Origin of the sequence: Dyella acidisoli, from assembly GCF_030160295.1 — a bacterium.
Lineage (GTDB): Bacteria > Pseudomonadota > Gammaproteobacteria > Xanthomonadales > Rhodanobacteraceae > Dyella_B > Dyella_B acidisoli.
In genome coordinates, this window is sequence record NZ_BSOB01000010.1 from 1 (window position 1) to 14,016 (window position 14,016).

Genomic DNA, 14,016 nt, shown 5'->3' on the forward strand with positions numbered 1-14,016 from the left:
ACACCTTGCCACCTTGGTGAGGCCTCATACATAGATGCAGCCGGCATTCGGGGATGAAAAAAGCGGTTGACGAAGGGGGCGAGTCCATACATAGGCTGGGATGACAATCCCAGCATTGCCATGCATGCACACATCGCGATGCTGGGATTGCCATCCCAGCCTACAGGCCGTTGTGGGCCCTTTGGACGTGTTAGCAATCTCCGTATCCGGCTGCCAAGCAGTGGCTATCTCAGCGCAGTACGCTGAAAGCGTCGGAGGTGCGTGGGGGAAACGACATGTTTGAAGCATTCAAAAACGGCACGCCAGTGGAAGTATGGCAATCGTTGGTGCAGGAAGCTTATGAACGCACCGGGCGACGACTCGATGAATCGAGCGAGAGCTACCTGGTGTTCGTGCTACTACGCTATCAGGCTGACAATTTGCTGCTGACGCGCACGCAGGGCATGGATTGGTTGTTGGCCATGGACCTGGTCGGCACCGCGCGCGCCGATGCACTGCGCGACGTCGGCGATCGTTGCTTGCTGGTTGCCGGCCTGTTTCCAGGCCTGGCGGAGCGGCGACGAGTGAGTGTGGATTACTTCATCGCCGTAGGTCGCAGCGCGTACCTGGGCGTAGCCGATGCCACCCGACAGGCGTATGCAACGCTCTATGCGCAATTGGCGAATGGCTATCGCGAATTGGTCGTTACGCTGGATGCGATGCGCAGGCAATCGAAAGCACCCGTGTTGATCGGCTCGCCGCGTGGATAGTTAGTAGGTTGGGGGCAAACCCCAACATCGCCATGCAACGTGATATCAGGATGTTGGGACCCGCACGCCAACCTATGTGAGTGCCCAAGAATGTCCAGATACTGTCCGAACAAGGCGGACAGCTGTCCGCGGACAAGCTCTTGTCCTACTCCGCATATCGAAAAATGGCTGAAATACGCGGCCTTTTGCATGCCCACGCCATTGGCATGGGCTATGCACTACCTCATTCGAAAGCCACGTAGCCCACCAAGGAGAACAGCCATGAAATTCGAAACACTGATGCTGAACAGTCTGTTCGTCGCTTGCCTGGTGATTTGCGTAACAACGCTGGGTGCCATGCTTGCCTAAGTCATTCGATTCACTCTTGCCGCCCCCTCCTAGGCAGCGATGACGGCAAGAGTGAATCACGGCGAACGAGAAGACACCACGGAAGGCTCTATCACCTGCTTCATATAGTGCGTAGGCGTAACACCCAGCACGCGATGAAACATGCTGCTGAAAGCACTGCAACTCGCATAACCCGCATCGCGGGCTACCATTTTGATGGCGTGTCCCTGACTTATCTGACTCAGTGCCCTGGCCAGCCGAACATGCTGCCGCCAGTGCACGAATGACATCTGCAATTCACTCTCGAACAACCGCGCCAGGGTTCGGCTGCTGGCGCCCACATGTGCGGCCAGCTGATCCAGCGTTTCCACCCGTGATGTTCCAGCAAGCAGCCGCTGGCATACATTTTTGAGCCGCGGATCCGACGGCACCGGTATATGCAAGGATTCTTCGTTTGCTTCCTGCAATTCATGCAGTAGCAAGGGCGCCAGGATCGTCATGCGCTCCCTGTGCTTCTCTGCGTATGCCTGCACAGCAGACAAGATCAATTCCCGCAACAGCCCTGATATTGCCAACACCTTGCAGTGCGAACCAAACAATGCGCTGCTGAGGCGGTCCAGATACAGCATGCGAACGGCCACCTGCCCTTCCATATGAATTTCGTGTTCCATTCCCAGCGGCATCCATAAGGAACGTTGTGGCGGAACGATCCAGATGCCTTCGCGCGTAGTCACGTGCATGACGCCCGATTTGGCGTAAATCAGCTGACCACGGCGATGGCGATGCTTGGGCACATGCCATCCGCGCGGGTAATCCTTGGCGAGCGCCGTAATAGGCCACACTTTCACGCGTGGGGGCTGCTGTCTGAAACGCGACACAACATGGCCACCTTTCGAAAGACGGACGGGCCTAGGCTACGTCTGAAATCGTGGCGAAGGCAACAAGGCGGCAATCAGTTGAATGCAACCGGTGATCGCGCCAGCCGCCAAGTCGAAAAAGGCAGGTTCACATGCACACGCACGCAATGACACGACGTAGCTTCCTCAAGGTAGGTGCTGCTTTGACTGGCACGCTAGCCCTAGGCGACTGGAATCTGCTGGCACGATCAAGTCACCGCACTGAACGCCCTACTCTGGTTGTGTGGTGGCTAAACGGCGGCCCTGCCGGCCTGTTCAACAGTGCAGACGCGTTTTTTGCCAATGGTGCATTCGGCGTAACGCGAGACAACGTGCGCGCCTTGGGCAATGGACTTTATGTCGATGCCGGTTCGCTCGGTACGCTACCCGCGGTCGCCGTGGCCCATATGGCATCGGTGCACTTCCGGCATGGGCTCTATTCGCACAACGACTCACGTGCAGCGGTATTGCAGTCAGGCCCACGCAGTCAGCTGCTGCGCATGGCGGCCGCCATGCCGCGCAGCACGGTCTCGTGTGCCATCGTCAATAACCTGGGTTTACCGGTAGGTGTCTCTGCCAATCCACCCGTCGAACACGACTCTGGTTTCGAACACATCATCAAACTCGACGATGCCCGCCGCGCACTCTCCGTCACGCAATTCAACGACATCCGAGAAGCCTATGGCGCATTCGGCACCAACCCTACCATCGACAGCCAGCGAGCAACCTTCACCGCCGTAGAGGCACTGGTGCATGAAGGCGCCAACGTGATCTTTGCGCAACCGGCGTATACCGGCCGGCAGGATCGCCAATTTGATACTCACCTCGACGACACCGGAAAAGTTGCACGCGAGATCATGGCTCCCATTACACCGATGCTGGCAACGTTTCTCAGCCGCGTCATGACCATGCCGGGCCGCAATGTCGTAACGCTGCTGACGGGCGAATTCAGCCGCACACTACCCGGTGCCGATCACGCCAAAGGCGGTACCGCTACCGTGATCGGCAAATACGTCAAGACTGGCGCTGCCGCGCGCCAACAACCTGACGGATCGCCGCCTGCGAATGCGCCGCCACCCGAAGCACTCTGGGCTTTCGTCGCTTCAGCATTGCGATTGGGCGAAACCGCGCCTTTTGGGATCAACCCGCATCCCGGCTTGTTGGCACGGAATGCCGCTGAAACGACCAGCGTCGTGTGAATACGGGAAGCCGGATGCCAACCAAGCGTTTGCGCATCCATGCCGAGGCCGGCGCTTCGATATAGCGGAACATGAGCCAGGCACAGGCCACCGCGATGATCGGCCGCGTCACGAAAAGTACCACCCTGTATACATCCGGCTCCATGGGGATACGCGTCGCCACACGTTGCACAAGTTCAAACACATAGACGTGCATGAGATAGAGCGAATAAGAAATCTCGCCCATCCACACGGTCCACGCTGGCACTTTGATATCGCCGCGCTTGGCGAGCAACACGATACCGAAGAACAGGATGGCCAGCGGCGCGCCCCATCCGCGCGGGCCGAAGAAATTCACCATGCCGATGCGATGCCAGCCGATAAGCAGCGTGGCGAGCAGCAAGATCACCGTAACGTAGACAGTTGCAACGTGCTTGATCGTAAAGCGGGAGCAATACAGCCATCCGGCAAGCATGCCAAATATGAACTCCCAGACGATCGGATTGATCGCGAGGTTGGCATATCTCGACCACGTCACCAGCGGTTGCGAAGCAACGCCAAGGCTGTAACTGCCGCGCAGAAGCGGAATTGCAATCAGCGTCAGGGCAAACCAACCCGCCATCACCCCATAGCGATGCCGACCGAAAAGCATGCACGCTGCGAATACCAGATAAAAATAGCACTCGAAACACAACGTCCACGCCACACCTAACGCCATATTGAAATAGATGGGCGATGCAGCGGGATCGTGCGGGATGGAGAGCAAGCCTTCCAGATACGGGAACAAGACGGAAGCGTGGAGAAACCCGTGAATGCCGTGGTGGTCGACCGCCACGGCGATCAATGAAGCGATGGCAAATAAGGGCCAGATTCTTGCGATGCGTTTGGCCGTGAACTTCCATGCGTATGCACGGCTTGCGTCAAAGTCCCGGGTGGTCAGTACCATCAGAAAGCCGCTGATGATGAAGAAGAGATCCACGCCCATGCTCAGCGGCAAGAACAGGTGGTCGGCGATGAGTTGGCCAGCATTGGTACCCATCAGCGCGCCGCGGTTATGCACCAGCACGACCATGAAGGCTGCGATGCCGCGCAGTGCCTGGATCCACGCAAGCTTGTGATCTTGGGTGCCCATCGTAAGTGAGTGCGCACTGGCGCTGTCCTGGTTGTGCCCGCTGCCTTTGCCTGTCCTACCGAATTAGCTAAAAGACTCGTCGCCCCGGCGAAGGCCGGGGCCTAGCGTCTTGTGGATCGTAAAAGTCACTGGGCTCCGGCCTTCGCCGGGGCGACGCATGCTGAGAAGGGGCACGTGGCCGTGAACCAATTTCTCTTCGTCCGCCCGCTGTCCGGACAACGCGGACAACCGTCCGCGGACAGGTACGCGCATCGACCGAAATATCGAGAAATGGCTTAAGACCGCGGTTTTTCGTGAGCACAACGACTTGGCACAAGCCTTGCCATATCTACATCGAAAGCTTCACTCATCAACTCACGGAGAACCGCCATGAAATTCGAAACCCTGATGCTGCACAGCCTGTTCGCTGCCTGCCTGGTGATCTGCGTTGCAACGCTGGGCGCCATGTTGACCTGAGCCATACTTCGCAAAGCATCGACTCGCCCTGTCGAGCCGATGCCTGCATGAAAGCGTGGCTACAACCTGTAGTTCAAACCGAGCATCACAGTGCGTCCCCAGGTAACGTAATCCAGCGGACGCGCCACCTGTACGTTATTCGGCAAGTTGGAGATCTGCTGCGTCTTGTTCGCCGAGTTGGTCAGGTTGTAGATCTGGAGCAACACTGAGAGACCATGCCAGCGGCCGTCAGGAAAGTCGTAGCCGGCCTGAAAATCCGTCTGCTTGTCGGCCAGGATCTTGGTGTAGCCCAGTTGATCGAACAGCGCCACGGCTTCGCCGGTGAATGACGAACGGTAACGCTCGGAAATACGCACGGACCATCCGTACTTCTCGTAGTACAACTCAAGGTTCGCTACCTTGCGCGACAGTCCTGGCAGTGTGGACGGGCTGCCGGGAATGGTGGATACCGCGCTTACGGGAATCGAGCTATTGGTGAGCGAGAAATTGGCCTGCACGCCGAAACCATCGATCGCAGATGACACCAAGCCGCCTTCCAACACACCCGAAAGTTCAAGACCGCGCATCTTGCCGCCGGCACCGTTCTCCGGCCGGGTAAACGAGCCGATGTTGCTGGATGGTGTAAGCGACGGAGTGTCGTTGACATATCCGGCCTTAGCGAAATCGAAATCCAGTACGGTCTTGTCGTAGATGTAATTGAGCAGGTTCTTGTTGAACACCGCCACCGCGACGTAGCTGGATTTGCCGAAATATTTCTCCCACGACAAATCGGTGCCCACAGCCACATAAGGCTTCAACTGCGGGTTGCCGCCGCTGCCGGACCACAGCACTTTGCCCGCACCAGGGCCACTGGTAACCAGCGCCACACCCGCCGTGCTCGCTACTTTCTCATCATCGATGCGCCCGCGCGCCATGGTCTTCGCAAAACCAAAACGCAGCAACTGCCCTTCGCTAAGCTGCGCCACCAGATTCAGGCTGGGCAGCACATTGTTGTATTTGGCACCACCTGTAAGTGTGCCAACCAGCGCATTGCCATTGGTCTGGAAAGCCTGCGACGACTGGTCGGTATGCACGAACTGCACGCCGACGTTACCGCGCAAGGGCACGTCGCCCAGCTGTGTGTCGATGTTGAATTTGACATAGGCCACCGGGACTTTTTCTTCAATCGTGTAGTTGCGACTCCAGTCTGCCTGGCCATTGCGCTGGGTGAGATAGAACTGCTGCTGCAGTGCATCCAGTACGTTGTAGTCGAGGATTCCGGAAATGCCGCCGTAACTCAGCGATGTCGGTGCGTACAGCAGGCTGGGATCGACCGGCACACCAAAGCCCGGGCGATACGTACCGGAGGTGGAGCCATTACCGTTGAGCCAGGCGAAAAACACATCAGCCTGCTTGGTCTTCTTGCGGTCCGAATAATTCACACCCAACGTGACATCGCTGAAGATCCAGCCCACCGGATGGCTCACTTCCATGCGCACGGCGTGAATGTTGTCATTTTGCCGGTCGAACTCCTCGCGTCCGTTATAGCCATAGTTGTCCGGATCGGTGAAGACGATCGAAGGGCCACTCAAGTCGACGCCTGGCGTGAAATAAGGATAGCCGTCACCGACCGGCGTGTTGAACTGCACGCTCGTCGTCCCAGCATTGGCCAGACCGCTAAACAGATACGCGTCGTGCAAGGATTTCTTCGCGCTGGAGTACGACAAGTCGGCCATGGCCATCCAGCCGTTGCCGAAGTCGTACTGATTGTTCCAGCCCGCGGAAAACAGCTTGTCATGCTCTTTGGTGTATTCGTTCTGCAGAATCGGCTGGATGCCGTTGACCGTGCCCGAGGTCACGATGGGGTACGGAAAGGCCGGCGTCACACCCACGTCTGAGTAGGAGACATTGTTGTAAGGACTGCTCGACCACTGCACGCCGTTCTTGTATTTGCGCTCGTTGAAGACGGAGTAGTACAGATCGAGCGTGGAGTGGTAGTGATCGCCCGGAGCCCATTCCAGTACCGTCATCAGACCGTTGCGCAGTTGGTTTTCCGATTGCGCGCGCAGTTGCATGCCTTCCTGCGATATCACGTTGTCCGGCATGCCCGGTGTATGCGGGCCACCCCAGTTGTGATCAATACCCGCTGAGCCATTGTCCACGCTCCACCACCACGCTTGGTATTGCTTCTCCTGGATGGGCGAGTCGAGTTGCGCAAAACCCATCGCCAAGCCCAAGGTGTGATCAAAAAACTGATCGATGTACGAGAAGCTGGTGCGATGCCCCAAGTCACCAACACCTGTTCCGGGACTAAGCGTGCCGTTAGTGGTGTACTCGCCGCGCAGATTTGCGGCGATGGCGCGACGAGGCAGATCCAGCGGTTTGATGGTGTGCAGGTCCACCGTGCCTGAAAGGCCCTGCCCTACGAGGCTTGCGTCAGGTGTTTTGTATACGACTGCGCCGCTGATCAGTTCCGACGGATACTGATCGTATTCAACGCCGCGGTTCTCCCCGACGGTGGCCTGCTCGCGTCCGTTGAGCGTGGTGCCGGAGAAATCCGGCGAAAAGCCACGGATGGAAATGACGTTGGCACGGCCATCCAAACGCTGCGTTGCCAAACCGGGCAAATGCGACAGGCTCTCGGCGATGCTCGCATCCGGCAGCTTGCCGATGTCCTCGGCGGATATCGCTTCCACGATGTTGTCGGAATTTTGCTTGGCCTTGAGCGCACCTTCGATGCTGCCACGAATGCCGGTGACGACGACCGTATCGAGATTGCGGACCGAACCTTGTTGCGGTTTCTGCGTTTTGCCAGTGGGCTTGGCTTGCTGCGTATGGGTCTCGATGTTTGCCGGCTTCGTCGCCGATTGAACTTGTGTGTCTTGCGCCCCTGCATCGCTCAAAGCCAGATTGGCCATCAAGCTCATTGCACATGCCACTACCAGCTGGCGACGCGATAAACCTGCGAAACACCCCACCATCTTCCGTAACGACTTGCGACCCATCATGTGATCTCTCCCTAAAGAAGCGCCCCTTGCGCTTGTCAGGCAACAGCTGCCTTCAGCGGGCGCACAACACGTGCGCCTGCTCCCTATCAGCAAATAGACCTGGAAGTGGGGAGAGAATGATCGAGAGAATTTGCTGCTGTCATCCTGCGACGCAGCAAGTTCGTGCGGAAATGTTCAGCAGAGTGAAAAAGATGTGTTCTTAATCACGCAGAGCTTCTTCATGATTTCATGCTCGATGAAATCAAGCTTTCTGCACGCTTGTCGTTGCCTTTAGACGATGCCTATGCGCAGCTTGTTTCGCACGGTTCCCGCAAAGCGACATGCTGCACCAGCGGCGCGCATGTCCTCGTGTGTGATCCACGAATAGCAACGTACAAGTGGGCCCTTCGCACGCCTTTACATAAGCGAAGTCTTCCATGCTAACCAGCTGCGCCATCGATTCTGCGATAGGCAGTAGCAAGGCTTCCGGTGAAATCCAGCGGCGTGTTTGAACCAGGCGCAGTGCCAAATGCTCATCACGCGCTTCGGCGATGATTTCGCCATACCGCTCGTCGCGCTTGAGCAGTTGATTGAGCGGTTCAAGCTCAGCTAGATCCGCAGGCTTCAGCGGATGCCCTTTGTGTTTGCGGACGAACGCGCGAAACCACTCTCTGAGTGCGCGCGCCTGATCGGCCAGACGATTGATCTCGCCCGGAATCGCACGCTCCCGCATCGCACTGATCACCTCATCCGGCACCAGGCGCGCCTGTTGAAGCCAGCTCAGCAGCCCCTCTCCGTCTTCGAGCCAATCGACGGGCGTGTCTACAGGCGTCGCCACGGAATTGAGGAAATCCAGGCCAAGAGAGTCGGCCAGGAAAAGAGCGGGAGTTGATGGGGTCATGGGCAGCCTCCTGGTCGTCAAAGTAACCACCTAAAAGCCTATTGACAAGTTATTTTTGTCAGAATAACCTCGTTCGTAACGTTGAGGAGGTTACTAGCATTTCAAGTATCCGCCTCCCTTTCAGGTCACGCCCAACCCGCTAAAGGAGCGCTTAAAATGAGCATAGACGGGATAATGGCAGTACTTGTCCATGGTGCATGGGCCGACGAATCGAGCTGGAGCAAGGCGCTCAAGCTCATCCAGTCCAATGGCATTAAAGCAGTTACTATCAAGTTACCGCTTTCGTCGCTTGGCGACGACACAGCAGCTTTGGACAAGGTGTTGGAGCAGGTCGCCGGACCAGTCGTCCTGGTGGGCCACGCCTATGCGGGTGCTGTCATCGCCTCCACCCAAAGCACCAAGGTCCAGGCCCTGGTCTACATCGCCGCGCTGGCGCCGGATGAAGGAGAAACGGTGGCCGACGTGTTCTACCGCTACGAACACGACGACAAAGCGCCCAAGCTCGCTCCGGATAGCGACGGATGGATCTGGCTACCCGTTGAAGCGTTCGGCACTGCATTTGCTCAGCACGCAACGCCGCAAGAACAACAGGCGCTCGCAAAAGCACAACGCCCTATTTCGCCAGCATGCATCACCGTGCCCGTTGGGCAACCTCTCTGGAAGCGCATTCCAGCTTGGTACCTGATCGCCGAACAGGACCACATGATCCCCGAACGTACGCAGCGCTTCATGGCCGAACGCATGCGTGCGCACATCAGCGCACATCCCGTCGACCATCTGCCTAGCGTTACTGCGCCGGAGCTTGTCGCGGCGGTGATCGTCGATGCGGTGAAACAAAGCAAGAACTGATTGCGCCTCTCCCTCTTACGCAAAGGAGAAATCCCATGTCTTCCATTCGCTACCGCAAGGCCAACGTTGACGGCCTGAATATCTTTTACCGTGAAGCCGGTTTACCGGATAAGCCAAAACTGCTGTTGCTGCATGGTTTTCCGAGTTCGGGACACATGTTTCGCGATCTCATTCCTCTGCTAAGCAAGGACTTCCACATCATTGCGCCCGACCTGCCCGGCTTCGGTCAGTCAGATATGCCCGCACGCGAACAGTTTACCTATACGTTCGATCATATTGCGGATGTCATCGATCGCTTCACCGACATCGTGGGCTTCGATCGCTTTGCGATCTATGTGTTCGACTACGGCGCGCCGACCGGCTTCCGTATCGCGGTAAGACATCCGGAGCGCATCACCGCGATCATTTCGCAGAACGGCAATGCATACGAAGAAGGCTTGAGCGACGGTTGGAATCCAATCCAGGCGTACTGGAAAGACCCCTCGCCTGCCAAGCGGGATGCGCTGCGCGGATTCCTTGCTCCGGAAGCCACACGCTGGCAATACACGCATGGTGTGACGGATGAATCGCTCGTATCACCCGACGGCATTGCGCTGGATAACTACTATCTTGCCCGCAAGGGAGCCGACGACATTCAGCTGGACCTGTTCCTCGACTACCAGAGCAATGTTGCGCTCTACCCTACATTCCAGGCCTATTTCAGGACTCATCGCCCGCGCTTCCTGGCCGTGTGGGGCAAGCATGATCCGTTCTTCCTGCCGCCCGGCGCAGAAGCCTTCAAGCGTGACATTCCGCAAGCGCAGGTTCGTTTTTTTGATACCGGACACTTCGCGCTAGAGACGCATGCGACGGAGATTGCACAGGCCATCCGTGAATTTTTTGAAGCCTGATACCCAGCACCGAGGACAGATTAAATCCATTTAGCTCGATCCAAGGGCGACTAGGGAGCATTGCTGTCCTCCTTGTGCCGTGGAACGTCACGTCGAGAATGCTGTTGCGCGTCACACTTCCAGAAGCGCCGTAACGTGGATACGCCTTAGCTCTTCTGTTTGGCACGGAAGCGCTTACGTAAAGGGCGTTTTCGCGGGCCTTGGGCGGTTTCTGCCATCGGGCAATCCCGTTTTAACGACGTCGACACGCTTTAGGGCCAAAACTTAGCGCGAAACCGTGACGCAACGCACGTTCCAACCGTGAAATATGGCCTGCCGCATGCTTACTTACCCTCGAAGGCCCAAAAGCCTCATAGAAAGGGGAAAGCGAAAATGGAACAGATCGTCGAATGTCTAATTGCCGGTGGGCCCCAGCATGGCCTGGTGCGTCGGCAACTGTGGGACCCGGAATATCCGGGACCGCCTGTAGTAGCAACCGGTGATGGCGCGGTGTGCATTGCCGCTGCATGCCGCCCGTCGGGTCCGGGTAACAATCGGTTTCTGCTGCTGCATCCACGCGCGACCGGAGCACAGATTCTTTCCATGATCGCCATACTGAGTACGCAGGCGGCCATCGCCAAGTTCCATCTGGCTGGCTAATCCGCAGCAAGCATCTGAACATTCTCTTCCGACGCGCGGCGTGACTGGATTCGCCAATGCCGCGCAAGCGCCACAGACGAACGCGAACGATAAAGTTTGTCGCATCGGTGCAAAATTTGGTCGAGAGGCGGAAGCAACCGTGACGCACCGGCTGCATCGTTAATCATTCTGCAGAACGTCTTGCCGTTGCCATCGCGCGCTTACGCGGCATACAAAGGCGACACCCGAACACATCGAACATAGCAGTCGCTGTGTGACTCGCCCAAGCATTGCCGAACGACTGCATGTCGCATTTCAAGCACGGCTAACGCGTGCCTTACGAATGCTGTTTGCCGTGATTCAGTCAGCTGTCCGGCACCTGAAGTAGACCCGATTCCGTTCAGGATGCAGTTCGCCCAGATCGCATAGCGTCTGCTCGCCGCGTCATCGAACGCGGCACACTACCCACCAGTGAGGTCACTCTCTATGCGCAAGTCCATTCTCGTCGCTGCTATCGTCACTGCCAGCGTGCTGAGCATTCCCGCCTTCGCCCAAGTTAATGCTGGTGGTGGCGTAGGTGTTGGTGCCAGTGTGAATCCTGGTGCGGCCGTGCAAAGCGCAACGCAAACGGCTGACAGTGCTACCTCCACGGCTGGGCAGGCCGTTGAACATACGGGCCACGTAGCCAAGCACGCTATGCATAAAACCACGCACAAGGCGGCCTCCGCTGCTAGCAAGACCGCGTCGAGCACCGCCGATAAGGCAGCTACGGATGCGGCAGGAGCCGCCAACACCAATGTACAGACCGGCGCTTCGGTCAACGGCAGCGCTGGCGCTGCAGGCGCGAATGCTGGCGTCAGCGCGAATGCCGACGCCAAGGCTTCGACTGGCGGCCATTGATCGCCACCGCGCCTGATCATGTTGGAGACGAAAGCCCGGGAGACAACTCCCGGGCTTTTTTTAATCGTCGAGCAAGTCGATGGAGTCGATGCGATCCGGATAAAACGCCAGATGTTCTTTGATCACGGCAACCGCATCGTAAGGCTCTTCATAGGTCCACACCGCGTTCGTGCCGCGTTCGTCGGCAGATGGAATGCTGTAGTAGGCGCAGTCGCCTTTGTACGGACAGTAGGTGGCATGATCGGTACGAACGAGCCATGTCATGTCGGCGTCGGCGCGCGGAATGTAAAGCACTTCCGGATAGCTTGCTTCTTTCAGGATAAGCGCGTGGCGCGTGTCCGCTATCGTACGACCGCCGGCTTTGACTACGACATGCCGGGGATTGCGCACGATAGTGATGGGGTGATCCGGTCCGGGTTGCCTGATGGGCCGTGCAGTGGATGCATTGGGCGGAGTCATGGTCATATCTCCTTTCAGGGATAGCGGCGAAATCTCTATTCGACCTTGCGGCCAACCACGACAAGTTCAATGGCTCCAAAGAAATTTTACGGGCGCCCTGGCCTGTGAAGCACTTCATCAAGTAGCCCCCTATTCCCGAAGCCAGCAAACAGACATTCATCCGTCAAACGTTCCGATTTCCCTCTCCGCACTCGTCAGGCTTTCACAGGCGCGATCCAGTGCGGCGTACGCTTCAGCGAATTGCGTTCGAAACGCCTGATAGGCGGCGGCACTCTGCCAACGATCCACTGTGACATATCGGTATGGAACATCCCTATCCCTGAGCAACAGGGTTTCAATAAATCCCGGCGCCTGTTTGAACAACTGCACCCAGATTCCTTCCGAGCCGTAATGTTCCAGGAAACTGGCCTCTTGCTCAGGCTTTACCTGGAATTCCCAGATATAGGTGTAGCCCGTCATCGAATTTCGATTCCCATGATTGTTCAGCGTCGTGTTGCCAACACACCATCCAGCGCCAGCTGCGCTTTGAAACCTGCTTTCTCCAAACGTTTTGCCACTTCGCGCGGAACGTCACGATCGCTGGTGAGCTTGTTAGGACTGCCGGTGTAATGAAACAGACGTCCGCCGCGGCGAAGCACGCGCGCAAGTTGATCGTAGAACACCTGCGAGTAGAGTTCGCCCGCAATACCGAAGCGCGGGGGATCGTGCAGCAGAGCATCCACCGAAGCGTCTGCGACCTGCGCTATCGCTTGCGACACGTCGGCATGGGTCAGCTCAAGGCGACCGCCGTTGGCGAGATCATCCGGATCCGGCGACCACGGATTGATCTCGCGCAACCACAATACGTCGGAATTCTTCTCGAACGATTGGATGCGTGCGACACCCGCCTCTAAACAACACGCAGCGAAGTAGCCCAGGCCGCCACAGGTATCGAGCAGCATTTTGCCCTTCGGTTCGACCAGCGCAACTTTGCGGCGCGCATCCTCGAATGGCGATTCCTTCGACGTGGGCAGCATCTTGATGCCATCGATCTCGAAAGTAGGCGCCCCCCACTCGGTAGGGACCAGCTTGATCAGCGAGCCGGAAAAGCGCGACACCGATGCAAACTCGTCGCCATCCCAGTAGTAGATCGTGCGGTCTTTGAGCTTGTGCGGATACGGATAACGCTGTCCCTTCCACTGCCAAGTATCTGCGTTCAATTCCGCAGTACCGCTCGAGCGACCGAGATCTAAAGAGCCGGTCCATTCGACCGTACCTGCATCGCGTGATGCCAATAGCGACTCAGCGATGGAGCGTGTGAGCAACGGACCAGAATAGTGCGACACGAAGGGGAATCTCCTTGAGCGAAGATCCGCATTTTAAGTGACTGGGAACGTGCCGTTTACCTGGCTGTGTTGTCACACGCTCCAGTAAACATCCATCACATCGACTTCGACACCCGGCCCGGCGGCGATTTCGTTGATTTCCTCCGCATGAATCACCGCACTGGAATCGGCCATGGATTGTTCTTGCGCCAATGCCGGGTGTTGCTGCTTGGCTAGGTGGATGGCTCTTATCAGCGCAGCATCCGGACTGGCTGCTTCGACGACACCGTAAAGCTCCAACCTTGCCGGCCCTTCGGATCGCACAAACCCCTCGCCAAACGCCAAGACTGCCCAAAGTCCCATATCGCTCTCCCGTTGTGAGATCGAAGAA

The 14,016-nt window shown here is 57.4% G+C and carries 14 protein-coding genes; 6 read left to right on the plus strand and 8 right to left on the minus strand.

Annotation, left to right across the window (positions count from 1 at the left end):
• The first annotated feature begins 275 nt into the window (after positions 1-275).
• On the plus strand, positions 276-749 hold the full coding sequence (locus QQJ86_RS04795) for a hypothetical protein (protein WP_284319783.1): 474 nt from the start codon (positions 276-278) through the stop codon (positions 747-749).
• Positions 750-1,153: 404 nt separating this feature from the next.
• Here QQJ86_RS04795 and QQJ86_RS04800 read toward each other — a convergent pair whose 3' ends face one another.
• Positions 1,154-1,924: an AraC family transcriptional regulator gene (locus QQJ86_RS04800; RefSeq protein ID WP_284319784.1), complete on the minus strand. Its 771-nt coding sequence runs from the start codon at positions 1,922-1,924 to the stop codon at positions 1,154-1,156.
• A gap of 161 nt (positions 1,925-2,085) precedes the next feature.
• Between QQJ86_RS04800 and QQJ86_RS04805 the strand changes: the two genes are divergently transcribed.
• Positions 2,086-3,171, plus strand: coding sequence for a DUF1501 domain-containing protein (locus QQJ86_RS04805; protein ID WP_284319785.1), 1,086 nt, complete (start codon positions 2,086-2,088; stop codon positions 3,169-3,171).
• Here QQJ86_RS04805 and QQJ86_RS04810 read toward each other — a convergent pair.
• The 3 genes from QQJ86_RS04810 to QQJ86_RS04820 form a co-directional block, all read right to left on the minus strand.
• Positions 3,113-4,282, minus strand: a complete 1,170-nt coding sequence (locus QQJ86_RS04810) for an acyltransferase family protein (RefSeq protein WP_284319786.1) — start codon at positions 4,280-4,282, stop codon at positions 3,113-3,115. The two genes, QQJ86_RS04805 and QQJ86_RS04810, sit on opposite strands and share 59 nt — an antisense overlap.
• Positions 4,283-4,797: 515 nt before the next feature.
• Positions 4,798-7,725, minus strand: a complete 2,928-nt coding sequence (locus QQJ86_RS04815) for a TonB-dependent receptor (protein WP_284319787.1) — start codon at positions 7,723-7,725, stop codon at positions 4,798-4,800.
• A gap of 241 nt (positions 7,726-7,966) precedes the next feature.
• Positions 7,967-8,605, minus strand: coding sequence for a CGNR zinc finger domain-containing protein (locus tag QQJ86_RS04820; RefSeq protein WP_284319788.1), 639 nt, complete (start codon positions 8,603-8,605; stop codon positions 7,967-7,969).
• 174 nt (positions 8,606-8,779) lie between these two features.
• Between QQJ86_RS04820 and QQJ86_RS04825 the strand changes: the two genes are divergently transcribed.
• The 4 genes from QQJ86_RS04825 (at position 8,780) to QQJ86_RS04840 (ending at position 11,862) form a co-directional block, all read left to right on the plus strand.
• Positions 8,780-9,454, plus strand: a complete 675-nt coding sequence (locus tag QQJ86_RS04825; protein ID WP_284319789.1) for an alpha/beta hydrolase — start codon at positions 8,780-8,782, stop codon at positions 9,452-9,454.
• Positions 9,455-9,489: 35 nt separating this feature from the next.
• Positions 9,490-10,344, plus strand: a complete 855-nt coding sequence (locus QQJ86_RS04830) for an alpha/beta fold hydrolase (RefSeq protein ID WP_284319790.1) — start codon at positions 9,490-9,492, stop codon at positions 10,342-10,344.
• Positions 10,345-10,716: 372 nt separating this feature from the next.
• Entirely contained in the window at positions 10,717-10,983 is a 267-nt protein-coding gene (locus QQJ86_RS04835) for a hypothetical protein (protein WP_284319791.1), read from the plus strand.
• A 465-nt stretch (positions 10,984-11,448) separates the two neighbouring features.
• Entirely contained in the window at positions 11,449-11,862 is a 414-nt protein-coding gene (locus QQJ86_RS04840) for a hypothetical protein (protein ID WP_284319792.1), read from the plus strand.
• 60 nt (positions 11,863-11,922) lie between these two features.
• Here QQJ86_RS04840 and QQJ86_RS04845 read toward each other — a convergent pair whose 3' ends face one another.
• The 4 genes from QQJ86_RS04845 to QQJ86_RS04860 form a co-directional block, all read right to left on the minus strand.
• Positions 11,923-12,321 carry a DUF427 domain-containing protein gene (locus tag QQJ86_RS04845; RefSeq protein ID WP_284319793.1) on the minus strand — a complete coding sequence of 133 codons (399 nt, stop codon included), beginning with the start codon at positions 12,319-12,321 and terminating at the stop codon, positions 11,923-11,925.
• 156 nt (positions 12,322-12,477) lie between these two features.
• Positions 12,478-12,780, minus strand: a complete 303-nt coding sequence (locus QQJ86_RS04850; protein ID WP_284319794.1) for an antibiotic biosynthesis monooxygenase family protein — start codon at positions 12,778-12,780, stop codon at positions 12,478-12,480.
• A gap of 23 nt (positions 12,781-12,803) precedes the next feature.
• Positions 12,804-13,646 (minus strand): class I SAM-dependent methyltransferase, encoded by an 843-nt coding sequence (locus QQJ86_RS04855; RefSeq protein ID WP_284319795.1) that lies wholly within the window; start codon positions 13,644-13,646, stop codon positions 12,804-12,806.
• A 72-nt stretch (positions 13,647-13,718) separates the two neighbouring features.
• Positions 13,719-13,988 (minus strand): hypothetical protein, encoded by a 270-nt coding sequence (locus tag QQJ86_RS04860; RefSeq protein WP_284319796.1) that lies wholly within the window; start codon positions 13,986-13,988, stop codon positions 13,719-13,721.
• Positions 13,989-14,016: the final 28 nt, after the last annotated feature.